This window comes from Gardnerella bivia (assembly GCF_049262715.1).
Classification (GTDB): Bacteria; Actinomycetota; Actinomycetes; order Actinomycetales; family Bifidobacteriaceae; genus Bifidobacterium; species Bifidobacterium vaginale_A.
Genome location: NZ_CP058399.1, coordinates 240,970 through 266,622 on the forward strand (window position 1 = coordinate 240,970; position 25,653 = coordinate 266,622).

Below are 25,653 nucleotides of genomic sequence, written 5' to 3' on the forward strand. Positions count from 1 at the left end.
ATTCTATATAAAAATTTTGTGCTATAAGGCAAATTCTGTTCTATAAGACAGATTTTGTACTATAAGACAGAAATTTATATTTATATACAAAAAGAGCCCTGAACTTTTGCTCAGGGCATCTTACATTCTTTAAGCGACTCACGCCTCAACGCGCTGAACCTTTCCAGCCTTAATGCATTTCACGCACACGCGAAGACGAACATTCTCGCCATCAATAGTAGTGCGAACTGGCTGAAGATTCGGGCGGAAGGTGCGCTTATTGCGGATATGTGAATGCGACACAGAGAAACCGGTTTGCGGTCCCTTGCCACATACTGCGCAACGAGCTGACATGATGAACTCCCTAATTCTAGACTTGCAAGTCTTGCGTCGTTCAATCACACAAATACGCATAAACAGATAAGCGTGTATGAACGCACAACTACACAAGTATATCACTTGTCAAGACAACTATTCAAACTCTTATTAAATTCTAAAGAATCACCCTTTAAAATAAGCCTAGATTTAGAACGAATATCCGACACTTTTTGTGCGCCAAGCAATGCCATAATATTACGAATTTGCTCTATCCATTCAAAAATTCGCTGCTCTAATACTTCTTCACCACTATGCATAAGAATGTGCAAAAATTCTCCAGCAACTCCAACTGCTTGAGCACCTAACGCTAAAGCACGAATCACATCAAGAGGAGTACGCACTCCTCCACTTGCAAACACTTTTATACTTCCATTATTGCAATTCTCATATCTCATAACATCTAGCAAAGATTCAACAGTCGTAAGACCCCAAGAACTCAAATATCCATAATCGTTAGAATCCCTACGAGAATTTTCTATAGTTATAAAATTCGTGCCTCCACGTCCACCAATATCCACAAAGCGCACACCGAGATCATATAATCTACGAACATCTAAAGAAGTCATTCCGCAACCAGTTTCTTTAACAATCATAGGTATATTCGCTTTATTGCAAGCAATCGAAATATTTTTAATATTTAGCATCCAATCACTAAAATCACGATCGCCTTCAGGCATAACTAACTCTTGAGCAACATTAAGATGAACTTGTAAAGCATTAGCGTTAATCATTTCAATAGCACGCATAGCGTCAGACGCGCTAGTTCCAGCACCAACATTTGCAAACACAAAACCTTTAGGATTTTCATCACGAATAACACTAAAAGTATCTATAAGAGAAGGGTCTTTAAGAGCTGCACTCAAAGAGCCAGAAGACATAGGAATATTCGTTTTGCAAGAAACTCTAGCTAATTGAGCATTCACAGCTTTAGCTTCTTTGCTTCCGCCTGTAATTGCGTTAATATACAACGGAATTGGCGAGGAATATCCCCAAAAACTCACACTAGAATCCACGTTTTCTAGCGAAATGTTTGGCAAAGAAGTCGGCATAAAACTTATATCATCAAATCCAGCTTCAGAATTAGCTTTATATTGCTCGTCTGCAATAGCCAAATGCATATTTTTGCGATTTGAAGTTATTTGAGATTCTAAATTAGAAATGACATTTTTTATAGTAATACGAGAGGATTTTTTATTAGGCGAAGAATTAGACAAAGAGGATTTTTTATTACACAAATTAGACGATTCTAAATTACTAGAATTACGCGAATCCATTTTACTCGCATTACGTTTTGCAAAAGCTCCAGCAGTAATAGGATCACCTTCATGAGGTAAATGAATATCGTCAAAATCTATTTCTTCATGAATATACGAAATTTTCTTCTTATTACCTGTATTATATTGAGATAATTTTTCGCTAAATTCATAATGCAAAACTATGTTTTCTGAAGATTTTCCAGTACCGTTAATTTTAGCTACATTAAGATTTAGCGGCTTAATTCCATCTGATTTCCAAGTATCTTTAATATAAGAAATACCGTCTTTATTGTATGAACTAGCTAAAGCGATTCCACAATCGCCACCGCCAGCACCACTAGTTTTAGCAGCAGCACCAACAAACTTTGCTGTTTCAATCAAACTAGTTAGCATTGGAGTTTCAATAGTAGTTTGAGTTAAATCGCTCAAATCTCTCAAAAGTTGACGATTACATTCCAAACCATGCGAAAGACTTATTAAATCGCCGCTTTCAAGCACTTTCACAAGCCTTTGTACACAAGCTTCACTTAACAAACAAAAATCTTCATAAGTAAACAATTTTTGTGACACTCGATTTGATTTAACACTGCTAACTAACGAAGAACTCGAAGAAGGAATACCAGTCCAACCAACAAGTAATTTTAAAGATGGGTTTACATTCAAACGTTTTACTTCTAAACGTGGCCACTTTTTTCGCACAAGCTTATGAAAATCAAGATCCCCAGAATTCACCATCTCTATTTCAGCTTTAAGCCAATCGCGATAATACGCTCTATACATAATCCAACCGCCGTAAACACTAGCAGCCACATCTCCGCCACTTCCAGAACCTTCTACTAGAGCAGATGCAATCAATGCTAGCTTACAAATATCCGGAGTAGAAATATCTAAGTCATACCACTTACACAATGCACGAACTACAGCAACTGTAACTGCTGCTGAAGAACCCAATCCATATTTTCTGCCTGAACGCGAATCATCTAAATCACTAGAAATACGCACGTTATAACAATTATTTAAGGGCTTTTTATATTGTTCAAATGCAAATTTATCTACAACATTCATTGCAGAAAGCACATAAGAGTAAAATTGCGCATATTTTTCTTCTTCAACAAGAATATCTTTACCATTAAAAGAGCGCTTCCAATATAAAGTTTTGTATTTTGAATTTTTGTTGACTTTTTGCTGCAAGCGCTGAGAATCCAAAGATACACAAGAAGAATCAACACTTTCACCAGCAGAACCACAAGCAGAATCACCAGCAGAATCAACACTTTCAGAAACAGATGATATAGAACCGTATACTGTTGGAGAATCTAATTTATTAAAATCTTTTAATTCTGAATTAGATTTACTTAAAAACTTACTGGAATAATTCTTACCGTGTATATCTGTTATGCGCAAATCATCATCATCGATTGTTGCGCTCACATAGCGATTTACAGCTACTACAATTGCAGCAGCTCCATCTACAACTGCATATTCACCTGCAATATAAAGCTTTCCCGAAGCCATGTCTTGCACTTTGCTCATGATATCCCCATATCGTTTATATATGTCTAAAGCGCCTAAAATGAGTATTTCTACTATCTACATGATATTACTAGCATAAAATCCTACACACTCACTACACACTCACTACACACTCATTTTCTAACAAAAATACGTACTCCATCTCCAGGCAAAGCGACCATAATACGAATCGGTTTATTAGAAGACAAATTTGAATTATCTAAAACTTTAGAAATATGCGAGCGCAAATCATTTGCAACTTTCTCTGCTTCACTTTTAACAGTAAGAACTTTCACATTAGGACCAGCATCCATAGTTGCCCAAACAGGCAATCCTTTTGAACGCAAATTTTTTATAATTTCCAATACTTTATAACTATCTTCAGTGATGTAATTAACAGGAGGTACAGCATTATGCATTGTTTCATGCATGCCCATGAAATTTTTCTCTACTATGTTTCCTAAAGTTTCAATATCACTATTTTTTATAGCACAAATTGCGTTCTGAAAATCTTTTTCCGATTGCTTAATCCAAGGTATATAGGTTGGCGATGTTTTTACAGTTCTGCTCATTGCTTCTCGACTAGAAATTGGTTTAGGCGCAGAATCTAAAACTATTGCGATCATTGCTAATTGAAGATTTTCAGGCATTTGGATAGGCTCTGCATATGAAGATTCATCATCTTCTCCAGCATTCCAAATTGAAAGTCCTCCAAAAATAGATCTACATGCAGATCCAGAACCTCTTCGAGCAAGTTTAGATAATTCACGAGGACTTAAATTTAATCCCGCGGCATATGCTCCAGCTGCAGCTAATGCCGCAAATCCGGATGCACTAGATGCTAATCCTGCTGCAGTTGGAACGCTGTTATGAGATACAACATTAGCTTTTAGGGATATTCCAGCACGAGCACGTATAAGATCTAACATAGAAATTATGCGATTACGTACTTTATTCGACTTGCCACCAACAAGTGTTACACCGTCTAAAGAAATGTTATCTTCGGATAAATTCTCATCAAAACTAACTTGTGTTTCAGTTCCCCAATCTGCAAGTGTTAAAGATAGCGAAGAAGCATAAGGCAAAATCAACTCTTCATTACGCTTACCCCAATATTTAATGAGAGCAATATTTACATTTGCACAAGCGCGAGCGCAATTAGCATTCATTGAATCATCGTAAAATACTGACGGATTAACAATCACGCTTTGCATATACTCTCACTTTCACGACTTAACACACTCATGTTGTTATGCACTCATGCACAACTCAAGGAATTCACACGATCACGCGTTTACGCAATCACGCATTCATGCATTCACACACTCACACACAACTTAACATAACTAACGAATTCATGCACTCACACACAACTTAACACGCTAACATATCAATAACTTAGTCAAATAACGTATCAATATCTTATTAAATTATTATTTTCCGCTAATATCAACAATCCAAGTTTTTTTAGCTCCAGCAGATTTGAAAGCATCGCTAACTTTGTATGCGCAATCTTCAGAATCAGCAATCGCTATAACGCAACCTCCTCCTCCACCACCAGTTAATTTTGCGCCTAGCGCTCCGTTAGAATAAGCAGCATCAACTAAATCATTTAGCAAAGGAGTACTAATTCCAAGCTTATCTAAAATTCTATGAGCACGAATCATTTTTATTCCCACATTTTCGCTACTTCCATTTAACAAATCATCTTCGGCACTTAAAGCAATATCGCCTAATTCTTGCAAAAGAGAATTTACGAAAGTAGGATTTTCATCACGCTTTTTTCGTAAATCTTCCACAGTTACTCTAGTCATGCCTTTTAACCCAGAATCAGCGAGTACAATCCAAGCTCGCATATTTATATTCATATAATCAAATGATCCATTGCAATATTTCACAGGCAAAAGAGATGAAGTTGCAACAGCATCCAATCCAGAAGGTCGCCCGTGAGCTACACGCTCAGCTTGCTGAGTTAAAGAAAATAATTGCGACTGATTAGCGTCAATACCATAATAATCCAAAATAGCGCGGATAATTGCGCCAGCAGAAGCAGCAGAAGATCCTAATCCTCTTTCAGGTGGAAAATCTGATTCTGTCAATACATACAAGCGTTCCCCATCCCAGCCTGCAAAATCTAACGCGCAATGAATAGCAGTTCGAATAGAGGAAAATCTAGGAGGGATATTTCGCAATAATCCAGTAAATCCTAAAGCAGAAAAAACAATATTATCGTCAATATTAGTTTCGATACTAGTTTCAACGCTAAGAGAATTAGAGGAATTAAGAGAACTATGTAAGTTAGAGGAATTAAGAGAACTATGTGAATTTAAGGAAGTAGTCTTCGATTTTAACTCAAAAGATTTATCTAACTCAAAATTAAAAGTGCATTCATTAGAAACAGTGGCTCGCATACAAAGATTTCGCAAAGGCAATGCAACAGCAGGATATCCATACACAACTGAATGTTCACCAAAAAGTATTACTTTTGCGCATGTTTTTCCAACGCCAAAACGAGGAGTTACACAAGACTTACTAAAAGCATCATATGCATTTGACGCATGACAAATTGTTTCACACGCGCTACTCAACGCATAGCCTCCTACAAGCAAAGATTACAAACAACTTTTCTAATCTAATCTTCAACGAATTAAAAAACTACGATATTTCAAATAAGCTCACAACACATTCACAAAATATTTTTTATTTTTCGTTCGATTACTAATTTATGTTATGTTAGAAAATTGAACGAATAAAAATATGAATAAGAACTAATAAAAATGAATAAGAACTAATAAAAATCTGCTTATATGCCGAAAATACAAAATACAAAAAATATTTCAATCAAAAACTAGTGTATATATGCCAAAAACGGTGCTATTTTCGTTATTTTCTAAAACTTGTAAAACAGATTAAATTAAAAAACTAATATAAACTAAAAGGCGAAAGCAACAATAAAGTCACTTTCGCCTAAAAGCATTAGCTATTATTGCATTACGCAAATTTAGCCAAAATTTGCTATGAACTACTTAAGTTCTACAGTAGCGCCAGCCTCTTCGAGAGCAGCCTTAGCCTTATCAGCATCTTCCTTCTTAGCCTTCTCGAGAACAGCCTTTGGAGCACCGTCAACGAGAGCCTTAGCTTCAGCCAAACCAAGGTTGGTCAAAGCACGAACAGCCTTGATGACTGCAATCTTCTTATCGCCAACGGAAGCGAGAACGACATCAAACTCGTCCTTCTCTTCCTCAGCAGCGCCAGCAGCAGCTGGAGCAGCGGCAACAGCGGCTACAGGTGCAGCAGCTTCAACATCAAACTTCTCTTCAAAAGCCTTGACGAACTCGGAGAGCTCAACGAGGGTCATTTCACCAAAAGCTTCAAGAAGCTCTTCATTAGTGAGCTTAGCCATAATGGCTTCCTTTCTTACTTGGCCGATAGGCACACGTTGTGCCTTAAGCCATCAAATTTTTTATTATTATTTGACTCATGCAGCAAGCTGCAAGGGTATCACGCGGCCTTTTCCTGCTTTTCGCGCAAAGCGTCGATAGTACGCACAGCCTTTGTTGGCAAAGCGTTGAACAGGTAAGCGGCCTTGGACATAGTGCCCTTGAGCGCGCCGGCCATTTCGGAAAGCAACTGTGGGCGAGACTTCAAGTCTGCAAGCTGCTTTGCACCTTCGGCATCGTAAACGGTTCCATCTGCGAAACCGCCCTTGATAACGAGGGTCTTATTCTCTTTGGCAAAATCACGCAAAGTCTTAGCAGCCTCAATGAAATCACCTTTTACGAAAGTGATTGCAGTTGGACCGGCGAGAAGCTCGTCAAGACCTTCAATGCCCGCTTCCTTAGCAGCAATACGAGCAAGCGTGTTCTTAGCCACAGAGTAGGAAGTATCGCGGCCTAGCTTTTCACGCAAATCAGAAATCTGCGGAACTGTAAGCCCGCGGTACTCGGTGAGGTAGACAGCGTCTGCATTACGGAATAATCCAGTAAGCTCTGCAACTACCGCTTCCTTTTCGGGCCTCTTCATGGCGTTCCTTCCTAAATCGGCCGTCGATTTGAAAGAAACACATCAAGCTTAATCTAAACAGAGCAACAAAAAAGCTCTGCGCACTGGCAGAGCAACAAACAAAACACTAAAGCGTTTAAACTTTCGATTTACAATAAACAATTTGCAAATCATTGCTCAACCTGTGCTGGCATGACACATCAATTTCAGGAATCTCGCGATTCCACCAACGGTCTGTGGTTTACGTTGGGATAGTTTAATATGCATCTAAGACAATGTCAAGAAAATAGAAGAAAGTATTAAGCAAGTATCAAGAAAATAGAAGACAATATCAAGCGAATTTGCAGTAAATCTAAGAATAAATTTAGAAAAACAAAAATAAAAACAGAAATAGAAACAGAAAGAGGGCATGTAATCACACGCCCTCTAATTTTTCTTATGCTTGCGAACTAAATTCTTGAAGTTAAATTCTTGAAATTCAATTCACATTTACTTACATTTACAGCACAGCTACTTATTTACAGCACAGCGTTAGCAATAAAATCAAGCAAGAACAACAAAGAAACAATCCAAAGCATTGGATGAATTTCCTTAGCGCGCTTCTTGCAAGTCATCACTAAGCAGTACATAATGAATCCGGCTGCGATACCGTAAGAAATGTTGTAAGAAAATGCCATGAATACAGCTGCGAAGAATGCAGGAATTGCCTCGGAAATATCATCCCAAGCAATTTCCTTCAAAGAACTTGCCATCATGCATCCAACAACCACAAGCACACCAGCAGTTGCAGCAGCAGGTACAGCGGAAACAACTGGAGCAAGAACTATTGAAAGTGCAAAACAGATTGACACAACTACTGAAGTCAAACCTGTACGACCACCTGCACCAATACCTGCAGCAGACTCTACATAAGTAGTGGTGTTAGAAGTACCGAAGATTGCACCAACAGAAGTTGCAATGGAATCAGCAAACAAAGCGCGATCCATCTTGGAGCTAAATCCGGAGCCGTTTTCCAAAGCACGCTCGTCCGCTTCAGAGAAGATTCCAGTACGACGACCAGTACCAATGAAAGTACCCAAAGTGTCGAAAGTATCAGACATTGAGAAAGCAAAGATTGTTATTAAAACCAGCGGAATACGATCAGGACGTGAGAACAGAGTTGGGAATCCTTCGTTTGTAAATATTGCACAGAAAGTCTTAGGCAAATCATGGAAAGCGCCCATGATTGACACAGAGTTGTTCATAGTAGTCAAACCCATTGGAATACCAATGATAGCTGTAACAACAATGGAAATAAGCAAAGATCCGCGAACATTCAAAACAGTAAGAATAATTGCCAAAATCAAGCCAATAAGGAACAACCATAGAACTGGGTTCTTTAGAACAGCAAGACCTGGAATTGCAGGAGTTGCACCAAATTTAGATGCAATTGCTACAGCTTCTTTGTCTTTTGGAGTGAACTTAATCAAATCAACGTTCACCATGCCAACATAAGCCACGAATAAACCGATGCCACCGCCGATTGCGTGTTGTAACGAAGTCGGGATGGCACGAATAATCATTTTACGAATTTTAGTAACGGTAATAAGAATGTTAATTAAACCGCATAAGAACACCATACACATGGCATGCTGCCAACTAAAGCCTAAGCCTTTTACGACAGTGAACGTAAAGAACGCATTAAGACCCATACCAGCAGCTTGAGCGTAAGGCACGTTAGCAAACAGACCCATAACAAGCGTGCCAATAATAGCTGCAATAATTGTTGCTAAGAACACGCCACCCCATGGCATACCAGTTTCTTTTAATACATTTGGATTTACGATGATTATGTACGACATTGCGAAGAATGTAGTGAGACCTGCAGTGATCTCCGTTGGTACATTCGTGCCGTTTTCTTTGAGATGGAAGAACTTTTCCATAAACTCTCGGTTCCTTGGTTTACAAGCGCAAAAGACCATAAAAAGCGCGGCGAAGGCTCTTGAGCAATCGCGCACGCAATTACATTTGGGCATTCACGCAGAGGTTACTGCGACTCGCCGGCATAGCGAAGGCATCGCAAAATCTCACATAAAATTATGAAAATTGCGAAACCTTTGAACACCGAACGTCTTAGACAATACTCGTAAGTGCTGACCTAAGATTTGCTCGCGATTTTAGATTTTTATGTAAAAAAAAAAGGTCTTTGCATACAATAGCATGCAAAGACCAAATAAATTACAATACTTCTAAAATAAGCAACAGCCTACTTTTGAGAATTTCGCAAGAGCGCACCAGCATAAGCTAAAATGCTAGCAACAAAAACAGTTAAGAGCGCACTTACGCCAGTATTAGGTAACTTACTTACAACAGTATTAGGTAACTTATTAGACGAAACCTTACTTTCAACGGTAATATTCGTCCAACCAAGCTGATTACCATTCTCATCAATAAGAGCAACCGTATGCTTACCAGAATAACCAGCAGGGAACAATGCATCAAATTGAGGTTTGCCATTAAGCATATAAACCTTCACACGATCAGCTCCACTAGCGTCCTTAAGCAAACGAGGAGATGAATAAATATATGCATAAGCATACACAAAACCATCAGCCTTCAAATGAGAAATAAACTCCTCATTAGAAATATTCGCAATAACTCTATTGACAGCATTAGCGTACGCTACATTCTTCGCACCAATAGTAAGCTTACCTTTCAATTCAGGATTAAGACCATCAACACTAGAAGGAGCAAGAGCATTCACGGATGTAGGTGCTGGAGCAACAGGCTTAACAGGCTCAACCGGAGTAGAAGGATTTACTGGATCAGATTCATGTTTAGCTACACACTCAGAATCATGAACATCACTAGCTTCATCCACATACTCAAAAACAGGACTTACATGCAAAGACGGACGAGACATATCAGATTCAGCTGTTGCAACAACACGAATCCAATCACCGCGCTTTACATCCAATAAACCATGACTTTTAACAGCGTTAGCAAACTCTTGCGAAACTTTCAAAGACTCTGAGAGTTTAGCACTATACAAAACTTCATTGTTTATCATTAAAGACAATGTTATTGCTTTGCCATTATTGCCTTTCTGACGCAAATACGGCTCATTCTCTTTAATAGTAAAGCGAATCTTTCCGCTCTTTGGAGCAAGCCATGCAATTGCAACACCACCAGCACTACCAGGTGAATCACTTAGCAAGCCATGTATATCTTTTCTATTTTCAGGATAGTTACGATTTGGATAATCTATTCCAGGTCCATAATAACTGTCAAAAAGCCAGTTAGGATACTGCGGATCCTTAGATTTCAAATCCTCCCAAGTTCCACTGTCACCATCCTGTTTCTGACCATGCCAAATAGGTCCTTGATGATCATCTTGATATTCACGAACCCAATCCCAAGTCATCTTAGGCTTAATTACATAATCAATGAAAGCAGAATCAGAAGAATTATCTCCCTCAAGAGAAAATCGTACAATATCGCCTTCTAACACATTTGCAGAAGGTTTTAGTACAGAACCACTACGCAAAACTTGCATTTTAGTTTCGCTTCCAACTTTTATCATAGATAAAAGATCGCATACATTTGTAGTAAGCTTTTTACCTATAGGCACATAAATGGTCTTATTACCATTTTCATTACCTGTTTCAAAGTCAATATTTTTAATAGAAATAGCCTTAACGTCACTTTCAGCACAACCAATATCTGGGTTAGATACGATCTTAGATCCAAAGAAATCATGCTCAAAATTAAAACCATTAAGATCATGAATTACTGTACCGGAATTTATTGCTGGAGATCCCTTAGCAAGTAGATAATTAGCAAAAGCATTATTATCGCCTTGACGAGAATAAATTTTGCCATTCTTATTAAAATCTTTTATGCCAATTACGTTAGATTTGAATACTTTTCGAATATCATCTGCCTTCAAAGCTTTTGTATCGCTTCTAGGAGTTGATTCATAATTTATATACAAATTATTCTTATATACTTGTCGATTATTTCTATTCCATTGAGCATTTTTTGTTATAGCATTGCTAAGAGAACCGTTATTTTCATCAACGCTAGCAAAAATATTATTTTCCATAAGACCTGGGCCATTAGTTCGGTCCGTCAAAACTTTCACACCTTTACGCAATATAAACGTATTGTTGTAAATATGCGCAGTGCTATAAGTTGTTGGTAAATCAATTGCGCCATTATCTCCTACAGCAATGTTGTATCTGAATGTAGTGTTAATAGCAAAATAATTACAAACCATTAAAGTAGCAAAAGTATTATTTTGCGAATAGTTATATTGGTAAAGAGTGCCATCACCAAAATCAGCATCCCAAGGCTGACCATCACCATTACCGTGATCAGCGTTCAATGTTTCATAAGCTTCGTTATACTCAAACAATGCATTCTTGCATCTCCAAGGCCAAATAGCAGCAGCAGTTCTTCCAGAAGAAGTTAAATAATCTTGAGTGTTAATATGCTTAGCAACCTTAGAAGATACATTTCCTTTAACGAGTGGACGATCACAATACATTACTGTAATAGCATCACCACCAGCGCCATATACAAAATTATTTTCAATTACAACATTAGTTTGACCATATTTAGCAATTACAGAATCCTTAATAGCTCCACCAGCGCCATTAGAGTAATCAAAATCGTTATTCCAATTGCGTGAGTTATCAATATAATTCAAATACGAAGTGTAACCTACTGCGATACCCCATCTATCTACGTCTTCAACTCTATTATTTTTTATTGAAATATGATCAAAACGCGATACATGATTTTGTAAATATGCATCATCGGCTGCACTCTGACGATATTTTGGCAAATGAGCCATAAAATATATACCGCCATTTGCCATATGCTTGTTGTAAATATTGCCATCAACGTCATGAATATAGCAATTCTCAATACTGACATTACTCATAGTAGTACCATTTTCAGCAATACCAGCAATGCCAGTCCTATCCATACGATTTTGACTTCTATCTAATTTTGTACCGTCAGAATCAGCCTGCTCAGTCCATTTCCATGTTTTAACTGGATCATAAACATCCTTGTCGTCATTCGTGATTTCTAAATTCTTCACAGTAATATAAGAAGAATCCTTAATGAGAATAGTTGACGAAACATCACCCTTATGTTTATGAGGACTTCCACCAATTAGTGCTTTATAATCCTGATGCCACTGACTATCTTTTACACCGTTTGCAGCAATAAGCGGAGCAGGCTTAGATGGATCTCCATAATCCATAAAAGTTATAGGCTTATTTTCAGCACCAGATATATCCTTAATATGTAAAGATTGATTATTAAATTTAGAACCTCTTTTTAGAAGAATCTTATCTCCAGGCTTAAAATCCTTCATAATTTCATTTATTTTATTTAATGTTTTAAGAGGTTTATCAGCAGTAGTTCCTGTATTATTATCATTTCCTTCTTCACTAGAAACATAAAAGCTACGACCTACAACACCCCCCCCCCAACTCAGTTTCTTGACCAACTGCAATATTGGTGAAAAAAGTGCCTACAACACATGTACAACATACAGCAGCTAACGCTCGCTTTAGATTTATAACACTCATATTCTATAGTCCTTCTTCAATAGAAAAACAATTATTTACGTGACTCTATTGATCGATAATGAACGCCTTTACTCACATCTATCAATAGAATATTTTTTGAAGTTATATTTATGTAATTATTATTTTTTAATTGATATTGTTATACCGTATCTGCAAGCAACCTTGCCAACATAAACGGAATACTATTATATTAGTAAATATAATTAACAATTTCAGTTTAACTATAACATCACGATTTCTCTAATACAATATGAATTTATGCTTATTTTGTAAACAATCTTATAGATTTATTTACAGGATTTTCCTATCAAATGAGCTGAGCTCTCGGAGTTTCTCTCATCGCAAGATTTTTACATTGCTCTAAGAGAAACTCCTAGATCTCTTTGCATGTTTAGTCTTTTAACCTTCGGTTAATCACCGAGATTTTTCGATTTTTCTTCTTCATTCGATGAATCACCATCGGGCTGCGAATCGACTGAGATTAAAGCTGCATGGTGCGCTTTAAGCTCCTTCGATGAGTGAGCTGGCACAGAGGGGAAGTCCAGTGGACTTCCTCGCCAGCGAAGTGTCGAACTGTTAGTGCGTGCGCGATAAAAAATGGCACTAAAGATCTCATTCAGGGCGAAAAATCTTAAATCTCTGCCTAACTAATAGCAAAGCGCGTCTGGCAAATAAATTCACACATAAAATACTAGTGAGGGATGGGTGTTGCTTGGTCGAACAATATAAAAGTGGAGCGATTCTAAATAAACTACAACATAATCCAATCCTATTGGGAATAAAAATTTAAATTAAAAATCTAAAAACTAGTAACACAAGCATAATGACAATGTACCTCATAAAAGCGTAACGTCTGTGAGACAAGTAACAGCCATTACTCACTAGTATGTAGAAATACACACATATGGAAAAAACATGTGCGAAAAATCTTAAATCTCTGCCTAACTAATAGCAAAGAATACGTTGTAAACAATCCTATAGGTTCATTTACGGGATTTGCCTATCAAATGGGCTGAGCTCTCGGAGTTTCTCTTAGAGCAATGTAAAAATCACCCAAAACGACCGGAAATATAACGCTCAGCTTCAGCATTACGCGGATTATTAAACATAGTAGTCGTGTCTGCAAAATACTCTAAATGACCCGGCTTGCCAACAGCTTTCAAGTTAAAGAATGCTGTGTAATCAGCAACACGAGCAGCCTGCTGCATATTGTGAGTTACAATCACAATCGTGTAATCATTTTTAAGCTCGTTAATCAAATCTTCCACAGCTAGAGTAGAAATAGGATCCAGTGCGGAGCATGGCTCATCCATAAGCAATACTTGCGGATGCACAGCAACAGCTCTAGCAATGCAAAGTCGCTGCTGTTGACCACCAGAAAGACCAATACCAGGCTTATCTAAGCGATCCTTAACTTCATTCCATAAGTTCGCTCCACGCAAAGCCCATTCAACAAGATCATCAGCATCTTGCTTAGAAATTTTACGATTATTCAAGCGAACGCCAGCAAGAACATTTTCACGAATAGACATAGTTGGAAAAGGATTCGGGCGCTGAAAAACCATTCCAACATCTCTACGCACAGCTACAGGATCAACATCTTTAGCATATAAGTCACGTCCTTCAAGTAAGACCTGACCTTCTACGCGCGCTCCAGGAGTAATCTCATGCATTCTGTCAAGAGTTCGTAAAACAGTAGACTTTCCGCAGCCAGAAGGACCTATAAAAGCCGTAACTTTATTAGGCTCAATGCTTATGTTTACATCCTCTACAGCAAGAAAATCACCATAATAGATGTTCAAATTTTTCACATCAATCCGCTGACCCATTACGATCCTCGCTTTCTAAAAATTTGTTACGTCTTATTTAGTCTTGTTACGTCTTATTTCGTCTTCTGTATTTCTATTTTGCTCTATTTCAATCTAATCAATCTATTTTTCTCTATTTCAATCTATTTTGCTTTAACTGAAAACACTCGAGCAACTACCCTACCAATAATATTTAGCAATAACACGATCACAATCAAAGCTAGAGCAGCAGACCAAGCGCGTTCCATTGGAATAGTAGTTACGCATGAATCAGGAGCATTAGCTGGGCAATTCGCAGAAAGCTTTGAATACTCTTGATAAACATATACAGGCAAAGTAGTCATCTGACCTTCAAACAAATTAAAATTAGTTGATGCAATAAATCCAGAAGCCATCAAAAGTGGCGCTGTTTCACCAATTACACGCGCAACAGCTAAAATGCATCCTGATACAATTCCCGGCAACGCTGTACGCAAAACCACTTTAGTAATAGTACGTTGTTTTGTTACTCCTAAAGCTAACGAAGCTTCACGCAGATCATTAGGAACAATTTTTAGCATTTCCTGAGCAGACTTCACAACAGTTGGAATCATAAGAATAGAAAGTGCAACTGAACCTTCAAAACCATTTATAGTTCCAGGACCTAAAAGAATAGCAAACATAGAAAATGCAAATAAGCCTGCAACGATAGAAGGTATGCCGCTCATAACATCAACCATCAAGTTAATTATACGTGCAATTCTTCTCCCATTAGCATATTCAATCAAATAAACAGCACACATTAAGCCAATTGGAATTGAAATAACCATAGCACCAAGCGTTATTTCAAGCGTGCCAATAATAGCATGCAAAATTCCGCCATAACCGCCTGTGCCAGTTGCATTTCCACCAACTACATAAGTCATATTATGAGTCAAAAAATCTATGTTAAATCGTTTAATACCATGGATGATTGTTGTTAAAAGCAATGATGCCAAAGGAATAATTGCAACAATAAAAGATAGAAAAATCAACACATGCATCAAAAAATCTTTGCGCTTACGCGATGCAATATATGATCTAGTTGGGCTAAATTTATCAAAATCTATAACTGGGCTTGTTGAAGACGAAGAAACATCAGAAGAAACCGAAACAGAAGAAACTAAATCAGACGAAACAGACGAAACAGACGAAACAGACGAAACAGACGAAACAGACGAAGAAACTTGATTAGGTTTCTTTGATTTTATAGATTTAACAAACTTTTTAAATTTAGCAAATATATTTAGTCGATTCGCGCTAGTATTACCAGCAATTTTTCTAGCAACAAAATTTACAACAAACGAAATAACAAATAATACAAGACCTGTGCCAATTAACGCACTCACACCTAAACCATTTGCTTCAGGATATTGAGCTGCAATATTAGCAGCAATAGTCTGATTTTGAGATGCCTTGAAAATATTGATTCCGAAAGTAAATCCCGGAGAAAGAATCATCAAAACTGCCATTGTTTCACCAAGAGCACGTCCAAGACCTAGCATTGAAGCAGAAACAATACCAGATTTAGCAAACGGCAAAACTGCAAGCTTTATCATCTCCCACTTTGTAGCACCTAGCGCGAGCGCACCCTCTTGTTGCAAACGAGGAGCTTGTTGGAAAATATCGCGAGCCATAGAAGTTATAATTGGCAGAATCATTACTGCAAGCACAAGACTAACCGTTGCAGCACACCTAGAAGGATTTGCAACAGGACCAGCAAATAAAGGAATCCAAGACAAAAATCGCGAAATCCAATCCCAAAATGGGTACATAGCAGGAACAAGAACTAGCCCGCCCCATAAACCATAAATAACTGATGGTATTGCAGCCAATAAATCCACTACTGAGCTTAGAAAAGGAACGATTTTTTTAGGCGCGTAATGAGATATGAAAAGCGCAATACCAATAGCTACAAAGAATGCAAAGCATAAAGCAAGTGCAGACATTAAAACAGTTCCGAAGATGAGAGGAATCACATAACTTAAGAAGTTATGTGATTTCCCCCCAGTAAAATCCGCATAAACGCTAGAAAGTTGATTTCGATCTGCAAAAATCAAAGGAGTTGCACGAAATAGCAAGAATATAGCTACAGCTGCAAGTATCAACAAAATCAAAATACCGCAAATACAAGCAACATACTTAAATATGTGATCTAAAGTATGCATACTACGATTACGCGAAAAACCTTGCTTGTTTGAATCCGCATCCGCAACTACATTCATCGTAGAACTCACTCATGCTCCTTTTACAGATAATGTCTTAATAATATCAGACATGTTCTAGCTTTTTCAGCTATGTTCTAGCTTTATAACAATTATCATTTAATAGATTGAATTGATGCGTTTACTTTACCTACAATAGCTTGTGGAAGTGGCGCGCTACCAGATGCACTTCTGGCAGCATTCTGACCTTCATTGCTAACTACATAACTTAACCATGATTTCACAAACTTCGCTGTAGATTTGTCTTTGTACGCATTGCAAGCAATGTCATAAGACACAAGAAGTATAGGATAAGCTCCTTGCTTTTTAGTTAAATGATTTATTTTAACAACTACGCGATTTTTACCAAATGCTTCTGTATCTACATCAGAATCAGAAAGAGTAGCAGATGCTCCTTCAGCTGAAATCGCACTGTAAGTATCTGCAACTTTCACAGCAACTGTTCCTAATTTGCCTACTTGAGAGAAATCAGCGTATCCAATTGCTCCATCTGCCATACGTATTGTTGAAACTACTCCAGAAGTGCCTTTTGCTCCTTGACCTACGCTATTAGGCCAATTTTCAGAAAGGTCATATTTCCAATCATTTGGTGCTGCATCTTTTATGTAGCTTAAGAAATTCTGAGTTGTGCCAGACTTATCTGAACGATGTACAACAGTAATAGCTTTATTCGGAAGAGAAATATCTGGATTTTGAGATTTAATAGCATCATCATCCCAACTTGTGATTTTCCCATCGAAAATTTTAGCTATCGTAGAAGCATCCATGTTAATATGCTTGCCTGCATCTGAAACACCTTTTAGATTAAATGCTATTGCAATAGGAGATACATATACAGGCACATCGAAAGCAGTAGTTCCATTTGCACACACTGATTTAGATTGCTTTACTTCATCATTACTTAAGAATTTATCTGATCCAGCCCAAGCTGTAGCGCCAGTCATAAAAGTTGTAACTCCTGCGCCAGAACCAGTTGGATTATATGCGATTTTAGCTTCAGGATTTTTCGCTTGGAATCCTGCAATCCAAGCTTCCACAGCAACTTGTTGAGAGGATGCTCCAGATCCTTGGAAATTTCCAGAAATTTTAGTGTTAGTAGACCCGGATGCGGATGTGTTATCTGCAGGAACGTTATCTCCGCAAGCAGCGCACGTTGCGCACAAGCCAAATGTAAGCGCTGCTACAGCAGCAGCGCGAAACTTAAATATGCTTTTATTTGTACTTAATTTTGTAGTACTTAGCTTTGTAGTACTTAATTTTGTTGGAATTAACTTGATTATATTCATTTCGTTCATATTTTTACGCATATTCTTCTTTCCTTTCGCGAAGAATTGCCTTGCGCTCCACCACACTTTCGCGTTCCTATAGCCGTATTGCGAATTGAGCGCATTTTCTTAACTTACCCTATCTTTTTTTATTAACGCAATCATCATAAATAGGTGGGTTAAACCTAACCGGCAAAAATACGTATACTGCAAAAAGTGACGGCATTTAGCACTACGAATTTCAATACTTGCACAAGAAAGGAGTCGGCAACCAATACGGCGTGTCGAAAAGTTACTGGCGAACGTTTATATAACAATTAAAGCTATATATTTTCAATACGAACATAAATCACAAATTACGAATAATATTAACTGTAATTTTTGCAGCAGTATCTGCATATTCTGAAATATCAAAAGTATGGAAAGTTTCGTATTCTGTATCCGCGTTATCACTCATTGCTCGCACAATCAATGCTGGAACATCATTACGCGCTGCTACATGAAGTACAGCAGCTCCTTCCATTTCAACAGCATCTGCATGAGTTTTTTCAATTACTTCCGCAACTTTTGAAGGAGTATCAACAAAATATCCACCAGAAGCAATAGTTCCCGAAATATGCGTAATTCCCATTTTATTAAGCACTTGATTAGCTACTTGCAACAAATAATCATCAGAATGGAACTCGCTCGTAAAAGGTTTCCATTGACCTATCAAACGCATATCTGTATCTAAATATTTTAATGTTTGCCCAAGTACAACATCATTTGTATGTAAATTTTTATTAAGATTTCCAGCAATACCAGAAAAAATTACAGCTTGAGGATTATAAGTGTCAATAAGATATTGCACAGTTGCAGCAGCATTTACTAAACCCATTCCGCCAACAGTAGCAACCACATCAATTTTTCTTTGATTTACACTAAAAAGCTGCCCTTGAGATACATCAAGACTAGCAAAATTCTTATGAGTTACATCATTAAGTTCACTAGCGATATGTGAAATTTCCTCTTCTAAAGCGCAAACAACAGCAACTCTTTCGACATTATGCATAAAATTATTCCCTTTACATTGAGCTTGATGATTTTTCAACAAAATATTTGATTACAATTTACGGCGAGAAGATACAGATGAAGCAAGAGTATTAAGCAAAGCAGCAGTATCTTCCCAAGAAATACAACGATCAGTAATAGACTTGCCGTATTCAAGCTCACTAAGAGGAGCAGGATCTTGATTACCACCTTTTAAGAAACTCTCCATCATAACGCCTTTAATACCCTGCTCACCTTCAGCCAAACGCTTAGCAATCTCACGAACAACCTCAATTTGACGATGCTCATCCTTACCAGAATTTCCATGAGAACAATCAACCACAACACCGTTAGAAGCCATGCAACTTGTACCAAGCCTTAATCGAACAGATGCAACTGCAGCAGCAACGCAAGCAGCATCATAATTTGGACCTTTACTAGATCCACGTAAAACAACGTGACAATCAGGATTACCAAGAGTTTGAACAGCACAAGCCCTACCAAGATGGTCAATACCAAAGAAAGTATGACGCTGACTTGCAGCCAAACAACCATTTACAGCAGCAACAACTGATCCATCAGTAGCATTCTTAAAACCAACAGGCATAGAAAGACCACTAGCAAGCTGACGATGAATCTGCGACTCAGTATTCCTTGCACCTATTGCTCCCCAACTTACAGCATCAGCAATAAACTGTGGACTAGTTGGCTCTAAAAACTCCGTTGCTGCAGCCAAACCAGCATCCAAAACTCCAAGTAAAGTGCGGCGAGCTAAAAGCAAACCTTTATGAATATCGTGAGTGCCATCAATATCTGGATCGTTAATCAAACCCTTCCAACCAAGAGCCGTACGAGGCTTTTCAAAATACACTCGCATAACTATTAAAAGCTCATTTTCAAGCTTCTTACGAAGTTTAGATAAACGCTCAGCATAATCAAGCGCCGCCTTAGGATCATGCACAGAACAAGGTCCAACAATTACAAGCAAACGATCATCATCGCCATTCAAGCAGCTTCGAATCTCATCACGCGATTGAGCAACAATATCTTGTGCACATTTAGATAATGGCAATTCTCCAAGAACTTGTGCAGGAGTTGGCAACGGTTCAAGCTCTAGTACACGGCGGTTAATAATGCGATCTACACCAACTCTATCTTCCCAACGCATGAATTTAGTAGAATTAAATGGATCTTTCTCCTCTTCAACAGCCTTCTTAACAGCAAGTGCGTTACGTTTCTCAAAAGTAGATTCCATTTACAACCATCCTAATAAAAACCCACTCGGCATAGTCCGAGCTTGCGTTGTAAGTCCACCGACTTAATGTGGTCGGCACGCGTTTTAAGAACGCGTACCGCCGCGCTCACGCGAAAAGCACACCGTGCTTCTGCACTAAGCGGCTCAGAGCTTTAGAGTAACACGAAGCGCATTATGCAACTTCGCGTTAAGCCACTATGCTCGCGCGGTCTAAGCGCGCGAGCATTTTCGCCGCAGCGGAAGCACACCGTGCTTCTGCACTAAGCGGCTCAGAGCTTTGGAGTAGGCTAATTTCCCTATGAAATTAGCCTAAGCCAAAGCTCCCAACCAATACAACATCGCGAACCAAACCAAAACACCAACTTAATGTGGCCGGTACGCGTTTTAAGAACGCGTACCGGCGCGCTCACGCGAAAAGCACACCGTGCTTTTCACAATAGTGAGCGCGGCGCATTAGGTTAGCTTGAAATCCTAATGATTTCAAGCTATGCTAATGCGCCCATTGGATCCCATGCCGGTAAAACAATTGCTGGCTCTTGAAGTGCTTTGCGATATTCTTCCGGCAAAAGCGACTTAGGCACTGCAACTTCATACACATACTCACTAAACCAATCATCGCTCATAGTGAAGTAACCCTTATCCGCAATATCCGCTCCCCAAGAGTTCTCAACACGCCAACGGCGAGTAGTTGTTCCATCATCAGCAACATCAACGCCAGCAAAAGCCATAGCATGATTCATAGCAGAATCAGCAAAACGCACGCGCTCTTCCTTATTTAAATCAAAATCAACGCCATAAACACGATCATATTCAAATAAGTCAGTAGCCCAAGCACCATTAACGCGATCCATCATAGGATGGCAATCTGCACCAAACCAAACAGGAATACCCTGCTCAACAAGAATCTTCCTCACACAATCTTTCATAAATTGATTTGGAACATTCAAATACTCTGTAGCATCCCCACCAGCAACATTACCCAAGTGCTCAATAGCAATCTTCTTACCCTTAGGATGTTCTGCACGAGGATCGTCCACTAAGCACACATAATCCTCTAAACCAGCAGTAACATATTTCTTCCAAAACTCAACAGGAGTAATCTCGCCATCTCTATGGAAGTTTCCATCCTCATCAGTCCACTCCCAATCAAAACTCTTTGGTGGCTGACCTAAATGAATCGTCAAAATCCTATGCCCTGCTGCAACAGTATTTGAAATAATGTCATCAATATCAGCAGAATTTGCATACATATGCGCAACTGCAGTATGTAACAACTTACGCAACTGAGTATTCATAGAATCAGTGTCTTTAGAAGACTCAGTTTCTGGATACAAATCTTTAGGAACAGCGCCATACTTCTTATAGACGTTCATAGCCATAGTCCACTGACCGCCATCGCCCATAACATCGTGAAGCAAATGTTGCAACAAACGAGAATCATTTGGCTCGCCAGCACGCACAAGAGTAGCAACATCATTAAGGAAATAATTTACTCTTTCAAGCTTGTCATAATACATAGCGTAATTCTGAGAAAACTCAAAATCTTTAACTTTCAACGATTTCTTAGCAACAAAACGCGCAACATTCAAAGAACTAAACAACCAGCAACGACCAGAATGATCCTGATGCCTTGCATCTGCATTATCTACAATTGTTGAAAAACGGCGCTGCAAAAGACGAGATCTATCATAATTTAATGCAACTTTATCAATACCAGCAGCAGTAACACTGTTCATTGCCAAGCGATTCAAAGGATTATTATCAAAATCCTCACGCAAATCCTGTAACATCTCACTAGTTAAAGAAGTAAGAGCAACCAATTTCTAACCTTTCTAATTATCTAATTTTCTAACTATTTAATTATCTAAATTGTTTAATTGTTAAATTGTTTAATTGTTAAATTGTTTTCTTAAAAACACAAGTAAGCGCTAGCATAAAACAACATCAACCATATAAAGCTAATATCAACTAGCACTATAATGATCAGCCAGACTCAAGAGCAAACTTACTCTCGCGAATCTTCTGATTCAGATGATTCAGCTGATTCAGCAAGAGCAGCCTGAACCTCACGCTGAGCATCACGCCGAACTTCACGCTGAGCATCAGAGTCCACTTCAGCGTTCACACCAGAATTATGCACATCAGCTGAACCTTCTACAGAATCAGCCAAAGAATTACCTGCAGACTCATCTAAACTTTCAAAACTATCATTCAAATTCGTAGACTCATCATCAGAATTTTGCTGCTTTGAATCTCCAAAATCAAAACCTGCAAAAGCGTTAGTAAATAGCGAGCGCAATTCTGTAACACGCTGCGTAATAGTAGCTTCACGATGCTGCAATTGATTCAATCTAGCAGTCATGCCATCTAGCTCCTGCTGAGCAGCACCCCTACGCTCTTCAACTTGTTCAGTTGCTTCTTTCATAGCTTTTCTAACTATTTGTGCAGCTTGCTCATCTGCAGACTTATGAGTTTGAGCAGCATAATCATCTGCATCTTGATGAATAGATTTTGCACGAGCAATTAACGCATCAGCTTCTTCTTGCGCAGCTCTCTGCCGATCTTTCAAACCCAAAAGTAAAGCATCCACCTTTTTAGTTGCCTCATCTTGCTGTTGAGCAATATCAGCGCGAATCTGCTCAACTTCTGCACTAACTTGACTCATAGTCTTAGTTCGCTCTACTTGAGCCGCATCAGCAATTTCTTGTGCTTTAGCGCTAGCAGCATCAGTAATCTCTCCAGCTTTACGCTGAGCTTCAGCCATCATTTTTGAAGCACGCTCTCGCATATCAGCTAACTTTTTATTTGCTTCAGAAAGAGCAGTTTCAATTTGATCATTAGTTTCAGCTTTAGCGTGCGCAATCTCTTCATTTGCAGCTGAACGCTGTTGAGCTATTGCCTTAGCAGCCTCTGCTTTCATTTCAGCAATATTTCGCTCCTGCTGAGATAATTCAGAAGCCATCTTCTTATTATGTTCTTCTCGAGCATTATTTAATTCCAAAGTTGTTGAATCGCGTTGAGCGTCAACATCCCTTTGAGCAGAAGAACGAAGTCTTTCAGAATCCTCTTTAGCAGCGTTCAACATCTGTTCAGATTTTTTAGTCGCATTTGAAAGTAAAGTATCTGCTTTAGTTTGCGATTCCTGTAACAAATGCTCAGCATCTAATTTTGCATTATTTAATAAAGTTCCAGCTTGAGCACGAGCATTCTTTTTAATAGATGCAGCATCCTGTTTAGCACGCTCTAATAATTGAGCACTTGTTTGTTCTGCAGAAGCCAATAATTGCTGAGCATTAGCACCTAGAGAAGCAAAAGTACTACCATTTTTTGCACGCTTAACATTATTCTTTTCTTCTTGCAATTGTGCTTGAAGTTGCAAAATAGATTCATCACTAGAACGTACTTGTTCTCGCAAACGTGCTACCGTGCGCTCATAGTTTGCGATAGCTTTATTTACTTCTTCTTTGTCGTATCCGCGTAAAGCAACGGAAAATCGATCCACCATGGCATTCCTTTCACAAACCAACATAGCGCAACATGCTAAGCTGCGCACGCATATATCAGCACTAACGCTATCACTTACTAGCACAAAAGACTCGGGCGTGTCGCGCACTACGTATTTTAGAAAAATATCTTTTATTCTTCTCTGTATACATCTTCAATAAACTACTCAAGTAGCATGTTTAAAGACGAAGGTTTCAAATAATATTTCACAGCTTCACTTACAATATCTTGACCAGCTTTAATTTGCAATTGCAAAGGTAAACCATGACGAGCATCATGAGATGCAACAACAGGAGGAAAACTAACGAATCCAGCTAACAATTTCCTATCGTAATTATTAGTAGACCAGTTTAATAATCTGTAGAAAAGTGAATTACATACGTAAGTCCCAGCATCAGAACTTAAAGTAGATGCAATACCCTCACGAGCAAAATCATTCAAAATCATGCGCAATGGCAAACGAGTCCAATAAGCAGCTGGACCGTTCTCAACAATAGACATACGCTGAGGACGGCGATTATCAACATCAGGCATTTTTGTATCCATCATATTCGTTGCGCAACGCTCTAATTGCACTCCACGAGCAGAATGTTTTACACCTGTCGAAATCACAATATTCGCATTCTCTTTCTCGATTGTTTCTAATAATTCAGGCCAAGAATTAGCAAAACTTATTGGAAGCATCACAGACGTTACTTTTATATTCACATCACTTGAAATAGAAAATTGATCACTTTCCATTTTTGATAGCGCACTCGGGACTTCAAAAGAAGGATTTATTTCAAGATCCGCATAAGGCCCAAATCCAGAAATCACTATGTTTATTTGTTGCATAATTTTAGCCTTCTACTTGTCTTTGATTATAAGCGCAAGCAATCTTCCTTCGTGAGATTTGCCAGAAACAACTGCACGGCGATGAGAATACCAAAGCGGATTTTCAAAAGTGCAAAGAGGATTATCAAGAGTCTTCAATCTTTCTTCCAAAGAAGATCCTTCACAATCAGAATCACAAATTTCTTTTAATTCAACATCTTCAGATAAATATTTTGTTGCAGCGTCAACTCTAGGCAAAGAATCAACAATATTAGAAACACCAGCAAGAGCTAAATCTATACGTGCAGCTTCAGCAATATCAATACCAACTCCACCAAATCTAGTGCGTGAAACTGTTTGCGGATATCTACGCTCAAAATCGCGAGCAATATCATTGCCAACTTCATAACAATTTGCACAAATGCAAGGGCCTAAAACTGCTGTTATGCGCGCGAGATCAGCACCCTTTTTGCACATAGCATCAATAGTAGCCTCAAGCACACCAGCCATAAGACCTTTTCTTCCACAATGAGCTGCAGCAATCACACCAGCATAATCATCTGCAAGCAAAACAGGCAAACAATCTGCTGCAAACATACCTAAAGCTAGAGAACTTAAAGTAGAAACTTGTGCATCTGCATCAATTTTTAATTTTAAATCCGCAAAACCTGTAGCATCAAACCCATAATTCGTGTTAAACGAATTTATTATATTATCAGAATCAAAAACTTCTTTCCCATGAACTTGACTAACCAAACACAAGTCAGCTTGCAAAGTCCTGCGTAACGCAAAACGATTACTAAAAATAGCTTCAGGATTATCTCCGCCACGACCACCAAGATTTAATGACGCAAAATCACCTTCAGAAACACCACCCAATCGCGTTGTAAAAACAGCACGAGTGCGCTCACCTAAAACAATCGGAATAGTTACAGGAATTGGTATACCTTCATCGTCAACTTGAGCAATAGGCATACCAGTTACACTAGTTTCTTGCATTTTTCTGCTTTCTTTTAAGATAAAT

At 38.4% G+C, this 25,653-nt stretch carries 17 protein-coding genes and 1 pseudogene; all 18 read right to left on the bottom strand.

The annotated features are described in order from the left end of the window. Nucleotides 1-138: 138 nt before the first annotated feature. Nucleotides 139-333, bottom strand: a complete 195-nt coding sequence (gene rpmB, locus HXT27_RS01190; RefSeq protein WP_075523740.1) for a 50S ribosomal protein L28 — start codon at nt 331-333, stop codon at nt 139-141. Nucleotides 334-434: 101 nt separating this feature from the next. Beyond that, nucleotides 435-3,146, bottom strand: a complete 2,712-nt coding sequence (gene fni, locus HXT27_RS01195) for a type 2 isopentenyl-diphosphate Delta-isomerase (protein WP_422113178.1) — start codon at nt 3,144-3,146, stop codon at nt 435-437. Nucleotides 3,147-3,259: 113 nt separating this feature from the next. After that, nucleotides 3,260-4,339: a diphosphomevalonate decarboxylase gene (gene mvaD, locus HXT27_RS01200; protein WP_103043459.1), complete on the bottom strand. Its 1,080-nt coding sequence runs from the start codon at nt 4,337-4,339 to the stop codon at nt 3,260-3,262. 219 nt (nt 4,340-4,558) lie between these two features. Next, entirely contained in the window at nt 4,559-5,692 is a 1,134-nt protein-coding gene (gene mvk, locus HXT27_RS01205) for a mevalonate kinase (protein WP_297642921.1), read from the bottom strand. 455 nt (nt 5,693-6,147) lie between these two features. Continuing rightward, on the bottom strand, nt 6,148-6,528 hold the full coding sequence (rplL, locus tag HXT27_RS01210; RefSeq protein WP_075523744.1) for a 50S ribosomal protein L7/L12: 381 nt from the start codon (nt 6,526-6,528) through the stop codon (nt 6,148-6,150). A gap of 98 nt (nt 6,529-6,626) precedes the next feature. Further along, entirely contained in the window at nt 6,627-7,148 is a 522-nt protein-coding gene (rplJ, locus tag HXT27_RS01215; protein ID WP_075523745.1) for a 50S ribosomal protein L10, read from the bottom strand. 497 nt (nt 7,149-7,645) lie between these two features. Beyond that, nucleotides 7,646-9,049 (bottom strand): NCS2 family permease, encoded by a 1,404-nt coding sequence (locus tag HXT27_RS01220; protein ID WP_075523746.1) that lies wholly within the window; start codon nt 9,047-9,049, stop codon nt 7,646-7,648. A 323-nt stretch (nt 9,050-9,372) separates the two neighbouring features. Further along, on the bottom strand, nt 9,373-12,630 hold the full coding sequence (locus HXT27_RS01225; protein ID WP_422113179.1) for a right-handed parallel beta-helix repeat-containing protein: 3,258 nt from the start codon (nt 12,628-12,630) through the stop codon (nt 9,373-9,375). Nucleotides 12,631-13,761: 1,131 nt separating this feature from the next. Further along, nucleotides 13,762-14,541 (bottom strand): phosphate ABC transporter ATP-binding protein PstB, encoded by a 780-nt coding sequence (gene pstB, locus HXT27_RS01230; RefSeq protein WP_103043454.1) that lies wholly within the window; start codon nt 14,539-14,541, stop codon nt 13,762-13,764. A 122-nt stretch (nt 14,542-14,663) separates the two neighbouring features. After that, a complete protein-coding gene (gene pstA, locus HXT27_RS01235; protein ID WP_369803170.1) occupies nt 14,664-15,749 on the bottom strand; it encodes a phosphate ABC transporter permease PstA in 1,086 nt (361 codons plus the stop codon). 45 nt (nt 15,750-15,794) lie between these two features. Beyond that, a pseudogene (gene pstC, locus HXT27_RS01240) lies at nt 15,795-16,775 on the bottom strand (phosphate ABC transporter permease subunit PstC); the annotation flags it as partial. Nucleotides 16,776-16,858: 83 nt separating this feature from the next. Further along, on the bottom strand, nt 16,859-18,070 hold the full coding sequence (locus HXT27_RS01245; protein WP_369803164.1) for a phosphate ABC transporter substrate-binding protein PstS: 1,212 nt from the start codon (nt 18,068-18,070) through the stop codon (nt 16,859-16,861). A 307-nt stretch (nt 18,071-18,377) separates the two neighbouring features. Further along, a complete protein-coding gene (gene mtnN / locus HXT27_RS01250; protein ID WP_103043453.1) occupies nt 18,378-19,079 on the bottom strand; it encodes a 5'-methylthioadenosine/S-adenosylhomocysteine nucleosidase in 702 nt (233 codons plus the stop codon). 51 nt (nt 19,080-19,130) lie between these two features. Then, complete coding sequence (locus tag HXT27_RS01255) at nt 19,131-20,312, bottom strand: 3-deoxy-7-phosphoheptulonate synthase (protein ID WP_103043452.1); 1,182 nt, start codon at nt 20,310-20,312, stop codon at nt 19,131-19,133. A 485-nt stretch (nt 20,313-20,797) separates the two neighbouring features. Continuing rightward, nucleotides 20,798-22,102 carry a C1 family peptidase gene (locus HXT27_RS01260; protein WP_369803169.1) on the bottom strand — a complete coding sequence of 435 codons (1,305 nt, stop codon included), beginning with the start codon at nt 22,100-22,102 and terminating at the stop codon, nt 20,798-20,800. A gap of 215 nt (nt 22,103-22,317) precedes the next feature. Next, on the bottom strand, nt 22,318-23,817 hold the full coding sequence (locus HXT27_RS01265; protein WP_075523314.1) for a cell division protein: 1,500 nt from the start codon (nt 23,815-23,817) through the stop codon (nt 22,318-22,320). Nucleotides 23,818-23,978: 161 nt separating this feature from the next. Next, entirely contained in the window at nt 23,979-24,650 is a 672-nt protein-coding gene (locus HXT27_RS01270) for a pyroglutamyl-peptidase I (protein WP_103043450.1), read from the bottom strand. Nucleotides 24,651-24,662: 12 nt separating this feature from the next. After that, complete coding sequence (locus tag HXT27_RS01275) at nt 24,663-25,628, bottom strand: polyphenol oxidase family protein (RefSeq protein ID WP_075523316.1); 966 nt, start codon at nt 25,626-25,628, stop codon at nt 24,663-24,665. Nucleotides 25,629-25,653 lie beyond the last annotated feature (25 nt).

What these genes read in the sequence shown, in the direction of transcription:
- rpmB (WP_075523740.1), bottom strand. Translation starts at nt 333, where the DNA reads ATGTCAGCTCGTTGCGCAGTATGTGGCAAGGGACCGCAAACCGGTTTC.
- fni (WP_422113178.1), bottom strand. Translation starts at nt 3,146, where the DNA reads ATGAGCAAAGTGCAAGACATGGCTTCGGGAAAGCTTTATATTGCAGGT.
- mvaD (WP_103043459.1), bottom strand. Translation starts at nt 4,339, where the DNA reads ATGCAAAGCGTGATTGTTAATCCGTCAGTATTTTACGATGATTCAATG.
- rplL (WP_075523744.1), bottom strand. Translation starts at nt 6,528, where the DNA reads ATGGCTAAGCTCACTAATGAAGAGCTTCTTGAAGCTTTTGGTGAAATG.
- rplJ (WP_075523745.1), bottom strand. Translation starts at nt 7,148, where the DNA reads ATGAAGAGGCCCGAAAAGGAAGCGGTAGTTGCAGAGCTTACTGGATTA.
- HXT27_RS01220 (WP_075523746.1), bottom strand. Translation starts at nt 9,049, where the DNA reads ATGGAAAAGTTCTTCCATCTCAAAGAAAACGGCACGAATGTACCAACG.
- pstB (WP_103043454.1), bottom strand. Translation starts at nt 14,541, where the DNA reads ATGGGTCAGCGGATTGATGTGAAAAATTTGAACATCTATTATGGTGAT.
- HXT27_RS01245 (WP_369803164.1), bottom strand. Translation starts at nt 18,070, where the DNA reads ATGCGTAAAAATATGAACGAAATGAATATAATCAAGTTAATTCCAACA.
- mtnN (WP_103043453.1), bottom strand. Translation starts at nt 19,079, where the DNA reads ATGCATAATGTCGAAAGAGTTGCTGTTGTTTGCGCTTTAGAAGAGGAA.
- HXT27_RS01255 (WP_103043452.1), bottom strand. Translation starts at nt 20,312, where the DNA reads ATGGAATCTACTTTTGAGAAACGTAACGCACTTGCTGTTAAGAAGGCT.
- HXT27_RS01260 (WP_369803169.1), bottom strand. Translation starts at nt 22,102, where the DNA reads ATGTTACAGGATTTGCGTGAGGATTTTGATAATAATCCTTTGAATCGC.
- HXT27_RS01265 (WP_075523314.1), bottom strand. Translation starts at nt 23,817, where the DNA reads ATGGTGGATCGATTTTCCGTTGCTTTACGCGGATACGACAAAGAAGAA.
- HXT27_RS01270 (WP_103043450.1), bottom strand. Translation starts at nt 24,650, where the DNA reads ATGCAACAAATAAACATAGTGATTTCTGGATTTGGGCCTTATGCGGAT.
- HXT27_RS01275 (WP_075523316.1), bottom strand. Translation starts at nt 25,628, where the DNA reads ATGCAAGAAACTAGTGTAACTGGTATGCCTATTGCTCAAGTTGACGAT.